The sequence below is a fragment of the Stenotrophomonas muris genome, assembly GCF_052751275.1.
This window is the reverse complement of record NZ_CP199879.1, coordinates 2,166,960-2,183,018: the sequence shown is the minus strand read 5'-3', so window position 1 is coordinate 2,183,018 and position 16,059 is coordinate 2,166,960. Positions and strand designations below refer to the sequence as shown.

The window sequence follows — 16,059 nt, the reverse complement described above, 5'->3', positions numbered from 1 at the left end:
GAAACGGCCGGGGAAACCCGGCCGTTTCCCGTTCAGGCGAAAGTCCTTGCGGGGTGCTGGGCAACGGCGTAGCATCTCGAAATGTGCGCGGTGCCAATGCCGCCGATGCGGTCCCGGACAGGCGAACGCGGGCAGCACACATCCAACGGTCGGGCTTCCCGGCCGTTTTGCTTTTTAAGGGGGCGGCAGTACAGTCGGAAACCTTGAAGGAAGCGAAAAATTGGATATGACCACGAACGAAAAATCAGCCCGTGCACTGCCGGTGCAGGATGCGCGGATCTACCCGCGCGGTGGGCTGGATGTGCTGTCGCGCGCCGAGGTCGCACGCCTGCGCGATGCCTCCGCCGGCGGCATGCATGAGCTGCTGCGCCGCTGCGCGCTGGCTGTGCTGACCAGCGGCAGCGCTTCGGACGATCCGCGCGCGGCGCGCGACCTCTACCCTGATTTCGACATCCAGGTGGCGCAGCAGGATCGCGGCGTGCGCATCGACCTGGTCAACGCACCGGCGATGGCCTTCGTCGACGGCGAGATCATCCGCGGTGTCGCCGAACTGCTGTTCGCCGTCGTGCGCGACCTGGCCTACATGGCCATCGAGATGGGCCCGGCCTACGCGGCCGAGCTGGAGTCGTCCGAGGGCATCACCAACGCGGTGTTCGGCCTGCTGCGCAATGCGCGCATCCTCAACCCGGGCGATCCGAACCTGGTGGTGTGCTGGGGCGGCCATTCGATCTCGCGCGACGAGTACCTGTACACCAAGCAGGTGGGTTACGAGCTGGGCCTGCGCGGCCTGGACATCTGCACCGGCTGCGGTCCGGGCGCGATGAAGGGCCCGATGAAGGGTGCGACCATTGCCCATGCCAAGCAGCGCCGCACCGTCACGCGCTACATCGGCCTCACCGAGCCGGGCATCATCGCGGCCGAGTCGCCGAACCCGATCGTCAACCACCTGGTGATCATGCCGGACATCGAGAAGCGCCTTGAGGCCTTCGTCCGCATCGGCCACGGCATCATCGTGTTCGCCGGTGGCGTCGGCACTGCCGAAGAGATCCTGTACCTGCTCGGCATCCTGCTGCGCGAGGAGAACAGGGACCTGCCGTTCCCGCTGATCCTTACAGGCCCGACCGTGGCGGCGCCGTACTTCGAGCAGATCGACCGCTTCATCCGCCTGACCCTGGGTGATGAGGCTGCCGAGCGCTACGAGATCATCATCGGTGACCCGGTCGCGGTGGCCAAGAAGATGGCCAACGGCATCAAGCGCGTGCGCGAGCACCGCCTGGCGCAGAAGGACTCGTTCTTCTTCAACTGGTCGATCGAGATCCCGTGGGAGTACCAGCAGCCGTTCGTGCCGACCCACGAGGCGATGGCCGCGCTGGACCTGCACCACGGGCGTGCGCCGCACGCGCTGGCGGCCGACCTTCGCCGGGCGTTCTCGGGCATCGTCGCCGGCAACGTGAAGGAGGACGGCATGCGCCGCATCGAGCAGTTCGGGCCGTTCCAGATCCACGGCGACCCGGACATGATGCAGGCGCTGGATGCGCTGCTGCGCGCCTTCGTCGAGCAGCGCCGGATGAAGATCTCCGGCGAATACCAGCCCTGCTACCAGGTGCTGGCCTGAACCCGGGCCGGCGCGATGGGGATCGCGCCGGCACTGGCAGGGGAGGGCGGGTCGTCAAGCCTTTGACGCCCGTCGCCCCGGATTGACCGTTCATCCTGCCGCCGCTTGCCGGTGGCGGGACGATGGCCCATCGTGGCCACCAACACGCTGGGGAGCGTCCAATGTCTTTGCGCCGGCAAAACGGTTTCACGCTGGTTGAACTGATGGTCACGCTGGCCGTCTTCGTGATCCTGGCGTCGATCGCCTATCCGAGCTTCCGCGGGATGATCCGCTCGAACCGGCTGGCGACCGCCAACAATGAACTGATCGCGCTGGCCAACCTGGCCCGCAGCGAAGGCATCCGCAACAGCAACGGTGGCGGTGTCTGTGGCAGCGCCGATGGCAAGGCCTGTGATGGCGACTGGTCCAAGGGTGTACTGGCCTGGTCGGACCTGGATGGCGACGGCCAGATGGGCAGCAATGACGTCGCGCTGCGCTTTTCTCAGGGCAATCCGCAGCTGAGCGTAGTCGGCCCACCGGGCGCGGTCATCGCCTTCGACGGGCGCGGCCGGCGCAGGGCGGTCGCTGATCAGACCCTGGTGCTGTCGCCGGATGCGTGCAAGGCCGGTGAATCGAAAAGCACGTTGACGATCAACCAATCCGGCCAGGTCCGGGTGACCAAGGGAGCCTGCTCATGAGCCGCCGCAACCTGGCCCGCCCGCGCTCGTCGCAGGGTGGCTTCAGCCTGATCGAAGTGATGGTGGCGGTGCTGATCCTGGCGTTCGGGCTGCTGGGCTTTGCCTTGCTGCAGACCACCAACGTCCGCTTCGTGCAGAGCGCAAACTACCGCACCCAGGCGACCAACCTGGCCAACGACCTGATCGAACTGATGCGCGCCCAGCGCACCGATACCCTGGCCGGTGGCGCCTACTCCTCGGCCTCGTTCTCGGCCGGCTCGGTGAAGCCCAGCGGCGTCTGCGCCTGGCCGACCGGCGCTGCCGTGACGCCGAAGACGAACGTGGCGCGCTGGCAGTGCGAGGTCGCGCGCACGCTGGGCGAGAAGGCCAGCGCGCAGGTGACCTTCGTGCAGAGCACCGGCCAGGTCACCGTGGCCATCAGCTGGGGTGACCAGCGCTGGGATCCGAAGGATCCCGACAGCCTTACCACGTTCGGCCTGACGACCTTCCTGTGAACGCGCCCATGAGTCCAATTTCGCGAGCCCGAGGCCTGTCGCTGATCGAACTGATGATTGCCATGGTCATCGGCCTGGTCCTGATGCTGGGCGTCACCCAGATCTTCATCGCCTCGCGTGCGGCGTCGCGGCTGTCCGAAGGCGCGGCCCGTACCCAGGAGAACGCGCGCTTCGCGCTGGATTTCCTGCAGCGTGACCTGCGCATGGCCGGCCACTTCGGCTGCGTCAACGACCAGGCCCACGTGGTCAAGAACACCGGCGATATCGGCTATCACCTGGGCATCAGCTCGGGCAGTGGCGACCCGCAGGATTTCTCGGTTCCGGTGCAGGGGTATGAGGCAGCAGGTACGGCGCCGGGCGCCACGCTGACGCTGGGCCGTGCGTGGAGCGCGGCGCAGTCGGTACCGAAGAGCATCACCAACCTCAAGCCGGCGCCGTTGCCTGGCAGCGACATCCTTGTGCTGCGCCTGATGAGTCCGGAAGGGGCCGTGGTGACCGGCATCTCCGTGGCCGCGGGTGCGACCACGCTGACCGTCTCCAGTGATGGCATGGCCCGACTGAAGGCCAACGCCGCAGGTACGCCGACGGTCTTCGGCATAGCCGACTGCACCCGTGCCGACGTCTTCCCCGCCACCATCAGCGGTTCGACCTTGAAGGTGGACAAGGTCGACCTGAGCAACTATTCGATCAACAACGCGATGACCATGCTGTATCGCGCCGATGGCATGGCGTACTACATCGCGACCAATCCCAATGGCGAGCCGGCGCTTTACCGGGCACGCGCGAATGGCGCCGGCGGCTACGCCGATGGCGAGGAGCTGGTGGAAGGCATCGAGAACATGCAGTTCCTGTACGGACTGGATGCCACCCCGGATATCGCCCTGCCCACGCCGCCGACCGGTCGCATCGTCGACCAGCGCGTGGCCAGTGCGGTCAGTACCGGTACCGATGCCACCGCCGCAGGGCAGTGGCGCCGCGTCGGCATGGTGCAGGTCGGCCTGCTGGCGCGCAGTCCGCAGCGTGCGTCGGCCGAAGCGCCGGGCAGTGCGGCCACGTATCCGGCCATCCTCGGGGTGGGCTTTGCCCCGGCCGATCCTTACGACCAGCGCCATCGTGGCGCCTATGAAGCGTCCGTTGCGCTGCGCAACCGCTTGTTCGGGAACTGACGACCATGCGCACTCATCCTTCCTCCCGACGCCGTCCCTTCGTTGCCCAGGCACGACAGCAGGGTGCCGTTCTCTATGTCGCGCTGATCATGCTGGTGCTGCTGGCCCTGCTGGGCGTGATCGGCATGCAGGTGGCCGGCATGCAGGAACGCATGGCGGCCGGCTACCGGGCGACCAACATGGCGCTCCAGAACGCGGAAGGCGCGGCACGCAGCGCCGAGAACGCCGTGGAGAACATCGCCAACCGCAAGGATGCCGGCGCCAATCCGGCCGTGGCCTCCTCCGACATCAACCAGCAGTGCGATGACGGCTTCGACCCCTCGGCCTGGGTCGCGAAAACCAAGCTGGGCAGCAAACCGGCCATCTATGTCCGTGAGATCCAGGGCTGCATCCAGGGGGAGGGTGCGCTGGACATGGGCAAGTCGGTGGAGAAGCCGACGCCGGTCTACCAGATCACGACCTATGCCGGTGATACCACCAGTGATGCGACGTCGCGTGCGGCGATCGATACCGTATTCAAGCTGTGAGGGTGGGGAGCCCATGAACACTCGCAACCGCAGGATCCTGGCAGGCGTTGGCCTTGCCGTCTTGGCCGCTGGCGGCTATCTGGCGCATACCTTGTTTGCCGCACAGGCGCAGGGCGTGCTGGCACAGGAGCCGATGAACGTGCAGACGCGCGCGACACCGGCGTTCATCATGGCGGTGGACGATTCGGGTTCGATGAACTTCGAACGCATGTTCCCCGGTGGTGACGGCCGCATGCGCTGGAACAGCAACACCAACAGCTTCTTCAACAACGATGGAAGCTTCTTCAGCGTGGGCTCGGCGTGCGCCAGCAACTCGGTGGACTGTTACCTCTACCTGTATCCGCACGCGGAGTTCAACAAGGAATACTCGCCAGGCCGCGCCATTCCGCCGCTGGATATCTACGGCTTCGCGCGTTCGCATGTCTACAACGCCAGTTACTTCAACCCGGCAGTGACCTATCGGCCGTGGACCAATGCCGATGGCACGCTGTGGGCAGATGCCTCCATCACCCAGACCCGCGCCGATCCCCGGTCCGGCCAGCGCGGCTACAACGCCGTGTACAACATGACCGTCAATCGGGCCGACACGTCGGAAAAGTTCCAGTTCGTCAACGGTATGCGGATTCCCGACCTTTCCGGTACCGGCAATGAATACTATGTCGACAGCTGGTGGGATGGTGGATGGAAGACCGCCGCGATCAGCAACACCGGCAATACCACATACTCCATCAGTTATTTTCCGGCGACCTTCTACTTGCCGGCTGCAGCGCCTGCACCGGACGGATACAAGACCGACGACGCCAGTCGCCCGGTGATTACCGGTGCCTGTGGTCCGGGCTGCAACCTGCGTCGCTACCAGATCAAGCCGGGCAATTACTCGAGTCCGGCCGCCTACAACGCCGCGATCCAGAATTTCGCCAACTGGTTCCAGTATCACCGCAACCGCGTGCTGGCCATCGTCGGTTCGTCGACCGCCGCCCTGGTGAGCGTGGATACGATGCGGGTGGGCTACTTCACCATCAACAAGCTCAGCAACGCGACCATGTATGACATGGTCACCAACCGAGCTGACCTCTACAAGCAGATTTATGCGCTGACGGCCAACGGCGGCACGCCCAACCGTCGCGCGGTGGAGTATCTGGTCGACCAGTTCCGTCGTACCGACGCCGATGCCCCCGTGCAGCTGGCCTGCCAGCGTAATGGCGGCATGCTGTTCACCGATGGCTACACCAACTCCGGCAATGCACCGAGCGCGTCCTTCGGTGACGCCGACTCGGTGAACTCGACCCACCTGCCGTCCATTCCGTTCTCCGACGGCTACAGCAATACCATCGCCGACATCGCCGCGGCGGCTTATGCAGGCGCCCGGACCCCCCTGCGCACCGGGACCAGCTTCCCGGCGGGGCAGGTGCCGGTCAGTGACAAGTGCAGCTCCCTGGACAAGAGCAGCCCGGACTGGAAGCGCCTGGACTGCCAGACCGACCTGCACATGAACTTCTACGGCGTGACCCTGGGCGCGCAGGGCAAGATCTACGGCGTCAACCAGGCCGCAACCGCCGATCCGTACAAGACGGCGCCGAACTGGGCCGGCAATGGCAATCCGCTGGACGTCGATGACGGTACCGTCATCGATGAGCTGTGGCATGCGGCCGTCAACAGCCGTGGCGAATTCATCAACGCGCAGACCCCGGCGGACGTCACCGAGGCCATGCGTCGGGTGCTGTCCTCGATCAGTGGTGGTGCGTCGCCTTCAGGCACGATCGGTATCAGTGGTGCGCGCATCGGCACCGGCTCACTGGCGGTCACCCCACGCTATGACATCACCAACAGCGGCACCGACTGGTCGAGCAAGCTGACTGCGGCCAGCGTCAAGGTCAACGCCGACCAGGTCGCGGAGCTCACCGAGGTGTGGGAAGCCTCCAGCCGCCTGACGTCGTCCGGCCGCCGGATCGTGGCCAACAAGCTGGGTTCGCCGGTGGACTTCAACAGTGCCCGTATCAGCCTGCAGGATCTGTGCAGCAAACCCGACGGCAAGTACGCGTCGATGCTGGTCTGCTCCACCGACAAGCTGACGACGATCAAGGCCGATCTGGCCAGTGCCATCAACTATCTCAGTGCCGACAGCTCCACCGAGGTCCGCAACGGCGGCAAGTATCGTGACCGGACCACGCCGCTGGGTGACATCGTCAATTCGGCGCCGGTGGTCAGCTCGCCGCTGGACGACTACGGGTACCGCCAGCTCGGCGGCACCTACGCCAAGAGCTACACCGACTACCTGGCGACCAAGGCCAAGTCCCAGCGGTACATGGTCTATGTCGGTGCCAATGACGGCATGCTGCACGCCTTCGATGGCGGCATGAAGGCCGATGCCAAGCAGGACGGCACCGGCGGCACGGAGAGCTTTGCCTACATCCCGGCCACCGCGCTGGGGCACATGGCCAACCTGCTGTTCCCCTACAAGTCCGATACGGCCGACCAGACCTTCCGCCACCGCTATTACGTCGATGGCCCGATTGCCGTGGCCGATACCTACAACGGCACCGCGTGGCAGACCAGCCTGGTGGGCACCACGGGTGCAGGTGGCCGTTCGGTGTTCGCGCTGGACGTCACCACGCCGGGCAGCTTCGGCACCGGCAACGTGCTGTGGGAAATCAGCGACATCAACGCGTCGCTGAGGGACGAGGTGCGCAACAACATCGGATTCGTGCTGGGCAAGCCGGTGATCGTGCCGGTGAAGAGCGGCACCGGCGTCGCCTGGAAGGCGATCTTCGGCAATGGGTACGGCAGCGCCAATGGCAAGGCGGTGCTGTTCGTGGTCGACATGGCCAGTGGCGACATCCGGATGATCGAAGCCGTCGAGGGTACGTCAGGCGCCGGCATCTCCGGGAGTAACGGACTGGGCAATGTTGTGGTTGTCGATCGCTGGACCGGTACCAACCAGGATGCGCGCGGCCGTGATGGACTGGCCGACACCGTCTATGCCGCCGATCAGCGTGGCGCCGTGTGGAAGTTCGACCTGACCAGCAGTGCGAACACCACGCTGACCGTGCCGATGTTCACCAGCCAGGTTGCCCAGGACTCCTCCACCAAGACCTACCGCCAGCCGATCACCGGTGGCATGACTGCTGCCACCGGTCCTTCGGGCGGCGTGATGCTCTATTTCGGCACCGGCAGCTTCTCCTTCACCAGCGACAAGGATGACAAGGCGCAGCAGGCGCTGTACGCCGTGAACGATCTGTCGGGGAAGACAGTGACCTCGACGGTGACCGCTGCCAACCTGGTTCCGTACACGGCCGCGGCCGCCACTGCAGGCGTTGATGAACGCAAGATCACGGCGGGGACGGCCCCGGCAAATGCCCGGGGCTGGATGATCCAGCTGCCTGCCGGCAATGGCGAGCGTGCGGTGGGCAACCCGATCCTGGTCAGTGGCATCGTCTTCATGCCGACCTACGTGCCCAACATGCAGTCGGTGGGCTGTTCGACCAGCGGTTCGAACTGGCTGTTCGGGCTGTCGTCGATCAGCGGCTTGCCGATGTTGGAGAACGTGCGCTATGGCTCGCCGACCGGCAGCCGGCCCGGGGCAGCGACCGCCGCCATCGCGTTGAAGACCGGAGGAACTGCGCCGGTCCGTGACGTTTCGCTGTCGGTGCTGCCGCGTCCGACGGACAACAAGGCGCCGCCCGGAGGCAGCTCCTGCTGGATGGCCGTCGGCGCGGCGGGCAGCCAGTCGCTGTATCTGCCTTACCCTTGCGGTCGCCAGTCCTGGCGCCAGCTCCAGTAACCCCAGTGCGAGGATCCACGCTCATGCTGCACACTCACATGCCTCGCCGCGCGGCTGGCTTTACGCTGATCGAATTGATGATCGTGGTGATCGTCATCGGCATCCTGGCGGCGATCGCCATTCCGTCCTATCAGGAATACGTGCGCCGATCGCATCGTGCCGTGGTGAAGGCGGACCTGGCTGAGTACGCACAGCGCGCCGAGCGCTACCACACCAGCAACAACTCCTACACCGGCTACGCGCTGCCGACCAAGGTGTCGCCCCGTGATGGCGGTACCGTGCGCTACAACCTGGACTACAAGGGGGATGGCACCAGCTTCACCATCACCGCCACCCCGCAGGGCACGCAGGCCAAGGACAGCTGCGGCACGATGAGCGTGGACCAGGCCAACCGCAAGACGGCCGACGGTGGCGTTGCCAGTTGCTGGTGAAACAGGTGTTGATCTTCCTGTAATCGACCAGTACAATGCGCCTCCCCGCCCGAATAGCTCAGCCGGTTAGAGCACTTGACTGTTAATCAGGGGGTCGTTGGTTCGAGTCCAACTTCGGGCGCCAGACACTGCAAAAGCCGCGAGAAATCGCGGCTTTTGCTTTTCTGCGCAGGCAGTCAGCAGGGCGTATCGCGGTCCACGCGTTCACTTCGCACGCGGCCGCCATTGTTGACGATCAACGCACCGTGCAGCCGGTTGCCCGCGCAGATGCGCAGGGTCAGGTTGGCCCCCGGGCTGCGTCCGTCTGCCTGGAAGAACAGCTGGGGCCGCCCGCTGCTGGCCTGGGCAAGGATCGATATGTCCGAGCGCCCGGTGTGATGGTTCAGGATCGCCTCCGGCGACGTTGGCTCCCCGCGCTGGTCGCCACTGCGGTAGATGATCCAGCCGGCGCTCCAGTCGTCGCTGCAGTGCAGGCCGTCGATACTGGCGCAGAGGCCGATCAGCTCGCGTCTGCGCAATGCCTCGCTGCGCGCGCCGGCCAGGCTGGCGTGCAGGGTCAGTTGTAGTGCATCGGCGCGTTGCCGCAGCAGCAAAGGCTGCAGCGCCGGCCAGGACGCCGCCAGCAGCACCGCCAGCACGGCGATGACCACCAGCAGTTCGGTCAGGTGCACGCCCCGCGCAGAGCGGGGGCCGAGGGGGCAGGGGGCATGGGTCGGGTGCATGCATCCAGCCTCCGCGCCCGGCTGCGCGGCCGCCATCGGGAATCCCCGTGGCGGGCTGCCCGGCCACCCCTCAGCCAGCCGTCACCCCTCGCCCCGTATACTCATCCTTCCCGGGAACTGGCAACACCATGAGCGACAGTTTTGAACTTGTCTCGCCGTATTCGCCGGCGGGCGACCAGCCCGATGCCATCGCGAAGCTGACCAGCAACTTCGAGGCCGGCATCGCCAAGCAGACCCTGCTGGGCGTGACCGGCTCGGGCAAGACCTACACCATCGCCAACGTCATCCAGAACATTCAGAAGCCGACGCTGATCATGGCGCCGAACAAGACGCTGGCGGCGCAGCTGTATGGCGAATTCAAGGCGTTCTTCCCGCACAACGCGGTGGAGTATTTCGTCAGCTATTACGACTACTACCAGCCGGAAGCCTACGTGCCGTCGTCGGACACCTTCATCGAGAAGGACAGTTCGATCAATGAACATATCGAGCAGATGCGGCTGGCCGCGACCAAGACCCTGCTGTCGCGCCCGGACGCGATCGTGGTGGCGACGGTGTCGGCGATCTATGGCCTGGGCGCGCCGGAAGACTACCTGTCGCTGCGCCTGATCCTGTCCAAGGGCGAGCGCATCGACCAACGCGACCTGATCAACCACCTGACCCAGCTGCAGTACACGCGCAATGAGTACGAACTGCAGCGCGGCACCTTCCGCGTGCGCGGCGAAGTGATCGACGTGTTCCCGGCCGAGTCGGACAGTGAAGCGCTGCGCCTCGAGCTGTTCGATGGCGAGGTCGAGAAGATCACCCTGTTCGATCCGCTGACCGGCGAGACGCTGCGCAACATGCAGCGCTTCACCGTGTATCCGAAGACCCACTATGCGACCACGCGCGAACGCGTGCTGGCGGCGATCGAGACGATCAAGGTGGAGCTGAAGGAGCGGCTGGAGCAGCTGTACGCGCAGAACAAGCTGGTGGAGGCGCAGCGTTTGGCGCAGCGCACCCAGTTCGACCTGGAGATGATGGCCGAGGTCGGTTACTGCAACGGCATCGAGAACTACTCCCGGCACCTGACCGGCAAGGCCGCCGGCGAGCCGCCGCCGACCCTGTTCGACTACCTGCCGGCCGATGCGCTGCTGGTCATCGACGAATCGCATGTGACCATTCCGCAGATCGGCGCCATGTTCAAGGGCGATCGCTCGCGCAAGGAAACCCTGGTCGAGTTCGGCTTCCGCCTGCCGTCCGCGCTGGACAATCGTCCGCTGCGTTTCGAGGAATGGGAGGAGCGTTGCCCGCGCAGCATCTACGTGTCGGCCACGCCGGGTCCGTATGAATACCGCGAGGCCGGAGACGAGATCACCGAACTGGTGGTGCGCCCGACCGGCCTGATCGACCCGGTGGTGGAGATCCGGCCGGTGGGTACCCAGGTCGACGACCTGATGAGCGAGGCCAACGCACGCATCAAGGCGGGCGACCGCGTGCTGGTCACCACGCTGACCAAGCGCATGGCTGAAAACCTGACTGAATACCTCACCGAGCATGGCATCCGCGTGCGTTACCTGCACTCGGACGTGGACACTGTCGAGCGTGTGGAGATCATCCGCGACCTGCGCCTGGGCAAGTTCGACGTTCTGGTCGGCATCAACCTGCTGCGCGAAGGCCTGGACATGCCCGAGGTATCGCTGGTGGCGATCCTCGATGCCGACAAGGAGGGTTTCCTGCGCTCCACCGGCTCGCTGATCCAGACCATCGGCCGCGCCGCGCGCAACGTGCGCGGCAAGGCGATCCTGTATGCCGACCGGATCACCCGTTCGATGCAGGCGGCGATCGATGAAACCGACCGCCGCCGCGCCAAGCAGGTCGAGTACAACGAAGAACATGGCATCGTGCCGCGTTCGGTGGCGCGCCCGATCGTCGACGTCCTCGAGGGCGCGCGTTCGGATGCCGCGGAGAAGGAAGCCAAGAAGGGCAAGGGCAAGGGCAAGGGCCGGGCGGGCGTGGCCGAAGAGGCGACCGACTATCGTTCGCTGTCGCCGGCGCAGCTGGCTGTCCGTCTCAAGGCGCTGGAACAGCAGATGTACCAGCACGCCAAGGATCTGGAATTCGAGGATGCCGCGCGCGTGCGTGACCAGATCCGCCAGCTGAAGGAAGCCAGCCTGGGCTGAACGCGGCAGTGCAGCATCATCTTCACAAAAGTGTTGCGCTTCCCTGCCGGCATCCGTAATATACGCGGCCTGCACCGACGCAATCGCGGAAATGCAGAAGCAAAACGGGCGGTTAGCTCAGCGGTAGAGCACTACCTTGACATGGTAGGGGTCACAGGTTCGAACCCTGTACCGCCCACCACGAAGTCCTCGCAAAAGGGCTCTCGTGAACTGCAAAGCCCGGCCCTGGCGCCGGGTTTTTACGTAACAAGGCCAGCCTTCGGGCGGCAAGAACAAGATGGGCGGTTAGCTCAGCGGTAGAGCACTACCTTGACATGGTAGGGGTCACAGGTTCGAACCCTGTACCGCCCACCACCTGTTCCCGGCGTTGCCGGTGAAGCGGTGGAAACGATGAAAGCCGGCCCTGGGGCCGGCTTTTTTTCTTTCCAGGGGCAGGACCCCGGCGTTCCCGCGAAGCCACATTCCTGCAGGTTCAGTGGCGTGAAATCAGTGGGTGATGGTGATCGAACGCTGGATCCGCCAGTGGCCATCGACGCGTTCCCACAGCTGCGCTACACCTGCCCGGGCCAGCGCAGCGTGCGGGCTGCCGCCATGGTCGCCTGCCAGTTGCTGGCTGCCCAGGCGCAGCACGCGGTCCTGGCGCAGGTGATAGAGCTGCAGGGGCAGCGCTTCATGCGTGTCCTGCGGTCCTTCGGTGCGCAGGATCTGGCTGCGCAGGGCATCCTCGGTGGGCCCGCTGCCGTCGCCGAACAGGCTGGAGAACAGCAGGACCAGGGCAAGCATCGGCATGGCACGGTGCTCCAGCGGGAAAGTGCGTGCAGGCTGGCATGGCCGGCCGGGCACCGCAGCCGGCCTGCGACGAAGACGGGGATTGCGCCGCCAAAGGCGGGCAGGCGGCGATGAATCCGGGACGCGCAGGCGTAGACTCGGCGCTACCGCGCAACCGCGCCGTCACTTCAGCGAGCTGCCGCATGAGCGATCACGCCCCGGTGTCCAGGCCCAATCCGTTCCTGGAACGCCTGTTCGGCGGCAACATGCTGGAAGGCACGTTCAAGGCAGTGATCTGGGTGGCGATCCTGTGCGCGCTGCTGGCGTGGACCACGCTGCGCTGAGCGACGCTACCGCGTGGGCTTGGCTGCTGATGCAGTGAATACGGGTGCCGCGGCAAGGGTGCGGCGGCAGTGTCCGTGCATGTGCCGTCAGGCGCTGAAGGCCTGGCGCAGGCTGCGCAGGGTTGCCTGGCGGTGTTCCCTGGCCGTCGGCTCGCCCATCTCCAGTTCCTGCAGGCGCAGTCCAACCAGGGTCATCGACAACGCATAGCCGCGTGCCGCGTCCGCAACGCGTGACAGGCCCACTGCACGGCGTGCCAGTGCATTCACATGTTCGAGGTCGGGCATCAGTCCCAGATAGACGCGCTCGGCGCTGTCCAGGTCGGGCGCGCGCAGGATCGCGTGGGCTTCGGTGGCGGAGGAGACGGAGGCCATGGGGGTCCTTGTCCGTAGGGGGGCGCTCGCTCAGAACGAGCGCATCAGGGAAACGAAGGCCGACGTCTGCGTGCCACGTCGTGCCATCGGGCTGTCCTTCACTGCATCACCGAACCACTGGTTGGCCACCACGCCGGTGGCGCGCCATTTGGTGCCCAGTGGCGTGCTGACCGTGATCTGCAGGCTCGGCGACGTGGTGCTGCCGGGGCGGTAGGCGGCAAGGCCCGAGCGCAGGGCTTCTTCATCGCTGATGCCGTAGTAGTAGTCGAGCAGCCGTGCACTGGAGTGCACCACGCCCGCCCGCGGCACCCAGGTGAAGCGACCCGCCTGGATCGGGTAGCTGTAATGCAGGCGCGACTCGAAACCGCCGCCATGGCCGGTCACTTCGCGCATCACGCTGGCCTCGACCATGCCCCAGTCGGCGCTGTACTCGCCGTTGATGCCGGCCATGGCCGACATCTGCCGGCTGTGCAGGCGGCGCAGCTGAGCATCGTTCACGTCGTCGGTCTTGAAGCGCAGCGTGTAGGGCGTGACCGCCGCCGACAGGCGCAGTCCCTGGCCCTTGTAGAGGTACATGCCCAGCGAGCCGGGGCTGGCGAAGAAGCGCTCGCCCTGCCAGGCAATGGCCGGTACCACCAGCGGTTTGACGTCGTAGTGCGCGTACGCACCGGAGGTCGCGCCAGCGCTGATGCCGGCCTGTACGCCCGGGTTCTGCTCGGCAGCGTGGGCGAGCAACGGCACGCCGAGGGCAGCGGTGAACAGCAGCGGGCGCAGCAGGGTCGGGGACAGCGACGGCATCGATCAGCCACGTTGCGGAGGATGGCTGCGCATGGTGAGGGGGCAACATTGTCAGAACATTGCGCCCGCGTGATCGGCACGCATGGGCGCAAAACCCTGGCGCCAGGCACTATGATCGGCAGCGTTTCCGGCAGACGAGTTCCTGATGCGCATCCTCCTGGTCGAAGACGATCCTGATCTGTCCCGCGCCCTGCAATCGGGCCTGGAGCGGCAGGGCGTGGTCGCCGACGTGGTCGGCAGCCTGGCCGAGGCCGCGCTCGCGTTGCGCGAACCGGTGCACCAGCTGCTGCTGCTCGATCGCCAGCTGCCCGATGGCGATGGCGCCGGATTCGTCGCGACGGCGCGTGCGCTGCGGCCGAACCTGGCGGTGATCATGCTGACCGCCAAGGGCACGCTGTCGGACAAGGTCGAAGGCCTGGACGTCGGTGCCGACGACTATCTGGTCAAGCCGGTGGCGATCGAGGAACTGATGGCGCGCATCCGCGCGGTATCGCGCAGGCCTTCGGCGATGGTGACACCGAGCCTGCGGCTGGGGCGGCTCGAGTTCGATTTCGAATCGCTGCAGGCGCAGGTGGAGGGCCAGCCTCTGGCGCTGCCACGTCGGCAGGTACTGGTGCTGCAGGCATTGGCGATGCGGCAGGGGCGCACGGTCACCCGCAGTGCGTTGGAGGCTGCGGTGTACGGTTTCGACGATGAGATCCAGTCCAATGCGCTCGACGCGCACATCTCCAAGCTGCGCAAGGCACTGCAGCAGGCCGGTGCCGGCGTCGAGATCCACGTGATACGGGGCGTCGGCTACCTGCTGGCGGAGGCCTGAGATGGCCCGTCCGATCCGTTCGATCACCCTTGGCCTGGCCTGGCGCCTGTTCCTGGCGCAGGCCTTCACCGTACTGTTCGCGGTGGTCGCGCTGATCCTGACCTGGGGTGACAAGGACTCCTGGGGCATGGACATGTTCGTTGCCGAGGCGGTGGCCAAGGCGGTGCACAGCGAAGACGGCCGCCTGGTGCTGGACCAGGCGCGCTGGGACAAGCTCGATGCCAACGCCGGGGGAAATCTCTGGTTCGCCGCGGTGGATGACAAGGGCATGTGGCTCGAGCGCGGCACCATCCCCGCGATCCACGCGCCGATGCTCGCGCGGCTGCCGACCGTGGGTGCCACCGAGCTGGGTTCGCTGGTACCGCCCTACCTGGACGTGGCGCGGGTGATGATCCGCAACGAGGATGGGCGCCGCATCACCGTGATGGTCGGTGGAGCACCCAAGGGCGGGCTGCTGGACGGTGCGCTGATGGTGCTGCGCCTGATCGGCCTGTGGTTCTTCCTGCCACTGATCGTGGTCACCCTGCTGGTGATGCCGACCGTGATCCACCGTGCCATGCGCGGTGTGCGCCGTTCCGCGCAGCAGGCCAAGGAGCTGGACATCGGCCAGCCCGGTGCGCGGCTGGATGCGCGGCTGGTCTCCACGGAAGTGGCGCCGCTGGTGGAAGCGTTCAACGATGCCATCGACAAGGTGCAGCAGGGCTACGCCGCGCGCGACAAGTTCCTTGCCGACGCAGCGCACGAGCTGCGCGTGCCGATCGCCGTGGTGCAGGCGCGCCTGTCGCAGCTGCCGCAGGGCGAGCTGAAATCGCAGTTGCTGACCGACGTGGCGCGGCTGGGCAATGTTGCCGAGCACCTGCTTGATCTGCAGCGGCTTGACCGCAATGTCGGCGCATTGCAGCGGCTGGACCTGGCCCTGCTGGTGCGTGAGGCAGCCGCGGACCTGGCGCCGTTGGTGGTGGGCGCCGGCTATGGATTCGAAGTGGACGCGCCGGAAGCGCCGGTGTGGATCCACGGTGACAGCCTGGCGCTGGGGCGGGTGATTGCCAATCTGGTACACAACGCGATCGTGCATGGTGGTGGCCGTGGCACCATCTGTGTGCGGTTGGACACGCGCGGGTTGCTGGAAGTCAGCGACCAGGGCGCGGGCATTCCAGTAGGCGACCGCGAGGCGATCTTCGAGCCGTTCCATCGCCTGCGCGCGGCGGGCAGCGGCAGTGGCCTTGGCCTGCACCTGGTGAAGGAGATCGTGCAGCACCATGGCGGCTCGGTCAGTGTCGGTGAGGCCGCGGGCGGCGGCGCAAGCTTCCGGGTCAATTTCCATCGCGGCAGCGCGCGGCGCTGACGCGTTTGCGGGGCAAGTCCCGATAGGCAACCTGCCGCCGGCA

At 66.0% G+C, this 16,059-nt stretch carries 15 protein-coding genes and 3 tRNA genes; 14 read left to right on the top strand and 4 right to left on the bottom strand.

Going from position 1 to position 16,059, the window contains the following annotated elements; all coding sequences use genetic code 11:
- The first annotated feature begins 226 nt into the window (after window positions 1-226).
- The 8 genes from ppnN to ACUVWL_RS10125 all read left to right on the top strand — a co-directional run bounded on the left by ppnN (window position 227) and on the right by ACUVWL_RS10125 (window position 8,815).
- On the top strand, window positions 227-1,615 hold the full coding sequence (gene ppnN, locus ACUVWL_RS10160; RefSeq protein ID WP_075075696.1) for a nucleotide 5'-monophosphate nucleosidase PpnN: 1,389 nt from the start codon (window positions 227-229) through the stop codon (window positions 1,613-1,615).
- Between the two features lie 161 nt (window positions 1,616-1,776).
- Window positions 1,777-2,292, top strand: a complete 516-nt coding sequence (locus ACUVWL_RS10155) for a pilus assembly FimT family protein (RefSeq protein ID WP_041863227.1) — start codon at window positions 1,777-1,779, stop codon at window positions 2,290-2,292.
- The gene (gene pilV, locus ACUVWL_RS10150) at window positions 2,289-2,786 is read left to right on the top strand and encodes a type IV pilus modification protein PilV (RefSeq protein ID WP_046429810.1); all 498 of its coding nucleotides are present in this window, start codon (window positions 2,289-2,291) and stop codon (window positions 2,784-2,786) included. The genes ACUVWL_RS10155 and pilV overlap by 4 nt, the downstream gene beginning before the upstream one ends.
- Window positions 2,787-2,794: 8 nt before the next feature.
- A complete protein-coding gene (locus tag ACUVWL_RS10145; protein WP_046429811.1) occupies window positions 2,795-3,952 on the top strand; it encodes a PilW family protein in 1,158 nt (385 codons plus the stop codon).
- A 5-nt stretch (window positions 3,953-3,957) separates the two neighbouring features.
- Window positions 3,958-4,479 (top strand): pilus assembly PilX family protein, encoded by a 522-nt coding sequence (locus ACUVWL_RS10140; RefSeq protein WP_046429812.1) that lies wholly within the window; start codon window positions 3,958-3,960, stop codon window positions 4,477-4,479.
- A 13-nt stretch (window positions 4,480-4,492) separates the two neighbouring features.
- On the top strand, window positions 4,493-8,260 hold the full coding sequence (locus ACUVWL_RS10135) for a pilus assembly protein (RefSeq protein WP_049407951.1): 3,768 nt from the start codon (window positions 4,493-4,495) through the stop codon (window positions 8,258-8,260).
- Between the two features lie 23 nt (window positions 8,261-8,283).
- Window positions 8,284-8,691 carry a type IV pilin protein gene (locus tag ACUVWL_RS10130; protein ID WP_014646597.1) on the top strand — a complete coding sequence of 136 codons (408 nt, stop codon included), beginning with the start codon at window positions 8,284-8,286 and terminating at the stop codon, window positions 8,689-8,691.
- A gap of 47 nt (window positions 8,692-8,738) precedes the next feature.
- A tRNA-Asn gene (locus tag ACUVWL_RS10125) sits at window positions 8,739-8,815 on the top strand.
- 52 nt (window positions 8,816-8,867) lie between these two features.
- Here the strand turns inward: ACUVWL_RS10125 and ACUVWL_RS10120 are convergent.
- Window positions 8,868-9,413, bottom strand: coding sequence for a GspH/FimT family pseudopilin (locus ACUVWL_RS10120; protein ID WP_051007154.1), 546 nt, complete (start codon window positions 9,411-9,413; stop codon window positions 8,868-8,870).
- Between the two features lie 128 nt (window positions 9,414-9,541).
- Here ACUVWL_RS10120 and uvrB point away from each other — a divergent pair, with 128 nt between their 5' ends.
- The 3 genes from uvrB to ACUVWL_RS10105 all read left to right on the top strand — a co-directional run bounded on the left by uvrB (window position 9,542) and on the right by ACUVWL_RS10105 (window position 11,926).
- On the top strand, window positions 9,542-11,572 hold the full coding sequence (uvrB, locus tag ACUVWL_RS10115; protein WP_134808684.1) for an excinuclease ABC subunit UvrB: 2,031 nt from the start codon (window positions 9,542-9,544) through the stop codon (window positions 11,570-11,572).
- A gap of 106 nt (window positions 11,573-11,678) precedes the next feature.
- A tRNA-Val gene (locus tag ACUVWL_RS10110) sits at window positions 11,679-11,753 on the top strand.
- Window positions 11,754-11,851: 98 nt separating this feature from the next.
- Window positions 11,852-11,926, top strand: a tRNA-Val gene (locus ACUVWL_RS10105).
- 132 nt (window positions 11,927-12,058) lie between these two features.
- Here the strand turns inward: ACUVWL_RS10105 and ACUVWL_RS10100 are convergent.
- Window positions 12,059-12,361, bottom strand: coding sequence for a hypothetical protein (locus ACUVWL_RS10100; RefSeq protein ID WP_046429817.1), 303 nt, complete (start codon window positions 12,359-12,361; stop codon window positions 12,059-12,061).
- A 182-nt stretch (window positions 12,362-12,543) separates the two neighbouring features.
- Here ACUVWL_RS10100 and ACUVWL_RS10095 point away from each other — a divergent pair, with 182 nt between their 5' ends.
- Entirely contained in the window at window positions 12,544-12,684 is a 141-nt protein-coding gene (locus tag ACUVWL_RS10095) for a hypothetical protein (protein WP_445979140.1), read from the top strand.
- Between the two features lie 87 nt (window positions 12,685-12,771).
- On the opposite strand, the gene ACUVWL_RS10090 is transcribed toward ACUVWL_RS10095, so the two are convergent.
- Both ACUVWL_RS10090 and ACUVWL_RS10085 read right to left on the bottom strand, forming a co-directional pair.
- A complete protein-coding gene (locus ACUVWL_RS10090; protein WP_014646601.1) occupies window positions 12,772-13,056 on the bottom strand; it encodes a hypothetical protein in 285 nt (94 codons plus the stop codon).
- Between the two features lie 30 nt (window positions 13,057-13,086).
- Window positions 13,087-13,854 (bottom strand): MipA/OmpV family protein, encoded by a 768-nt coding sequence (locus ACUVWL_RS10085; protein WP_197621242.1) that lies wholly within the window; start codon window positions 13,852-13,854, stop codon window positions 13,087-13,089.
- 145 nt (window positions 13,855-13,999) lie between these two features.
- Between ACUVWL_RS10085 and ACUVWL_RS10080 the strand changes: the two genes are divergently transcribed.
- Together ACUVWL_RS10080 and ACUVWL_RS10075 are read left to right on the top strand one after the other, a co-directional pair.
- Window positions 14,000-14,671, top strand: a complete 672-nt coding sequence (locus tag ACUVWL_RS10080; RefSeq protein WP_005415973.1) for a response regulator transcription factor — start codon at window positions 14,000-14,002, stop codon at window positions 14,669-14,671.
- Window position 14,672: 1 nt separating this feature from the next.
- Window positions 14,673-16,016, top strand: a complete 1,344-nt coding sequence (locus tag ACUVWL_RS10075; RefSeq protein WP_014646603.1) for a sensor histidine kinase — start codon at window positions 14,673-14,675, stop codon at window positions 16,014-16,016.
- The last annotated feature ends 43 nt before the right edge of the window (window positions 16,017-16,059 follow it).

Bases quoted from the DNA above. Each gene is read 5' to 3' on its own strand.
- ppnN (WP_075075696.1), top strand. From the start codon at position 227: ATGACCACGAACGAAAAATCAGCCCGTGCACTGCCGGTGCAGGATGCG.
- ACUVWL_RS10155 (WP_041863227.1), top strand. From the start codon at position 1,777: ATGTCTTTGCGCCGGCAAAACGGTTTCACGCTGGTTGAACTGATGGTC.
- pilV (WP_046429810.1), top strand. From the start codon at position 2,289: ATGAGCCGCCGCAACCTGGCCCGCCCGCGCTCGTCGCAGGGTGGCTTC.
- ACUVWL_RS10145 (WP_046429811.1), top strand. From the start codon at position 2,795: ATGAGTCCAATTTCGCGAGCCCGAGGCCTGTCGCTGATCGAACTGATG.
- ACUVWL_RS10140 (WP_046429812.1), top strand. From the start codon at position 3,958: ATGCGCACTCATCCTTCCTCCCGACGCCGTCCCTTCGTTGCCCAGGCA.
- ACUVWL_RS10135 (WP_049407951.1), top strand. From the start codon at position 4,493: ATGAACACTCGCAACCGCAGGATCCTGGCAGGCGTTGGCCTTGCCGTC.
- ACUVWL_RS10130 (WP_014646597.1), top strand. From the start codon at position 8,284: ATGCTGCACACTCACATGCCTCGCCGCGCGGCTGGCTTTACGCTGATC.
- ACUVWL_RS10120 (WP_051007154.1), bottom strand. From the start codon at position 9,413: ATGCACCCGACCCATGCCCCCTGCCCCCTCGGCCCCCGCTCTGCGCGG.
- uvrB (WP_134808684.1), top strand. From the start codon at position 9,542: ATGAGCGACAGTTTTGAACTTGTCTCGCCGTATTCGCCGGCGGGCGAC.
- ACUVWL_RS10100 (WP_046429817.1), bottom strand. From the start codon at position 12,361: ATGCCGATGCTTGCCCTGGTCCTGCTGTTCTCCAGCCTGTTCGGCGAC.
- ACUVWL_RS10095 (WP_445979140.1), top strand. From the start codon at position 12,544: ATGAGCGATCACGCCCCGGTGTCCAGGCCCAATCCGTTCCTGGAACGC.
- ACUVWL_RS10090 (WP_014646601.1), bottom strand. From the start codon at position 13,056: ATGGCCTCCGTCTCCTCCGCCACCGAAGCCCACGCGATCCTGCGCGCG.
- ACUVWL_RS10085 (WP_197621242.1), bottom strand. From the start codon at position 13,854: ATGCCGTCGCTGTCCCCGACCCTGCTGCGCCCGCTGCTGTTCACCGCT.
- ACUVWL_RS10080 (WP_005415973.1), top strand. From the start codon at position 14,000: ATGCGCATCCTCCTGGTCGAAGACGATCCTGATCTGTCCCGCGCCCTG.
- ACUVWL_RS10075 (WP_014646603.1), top strand. From the start codon at position 14,673: ATGGCCCGTCCGATCCGTTCGATCACCCTTGGCCTGGCCTGGCGCCTG.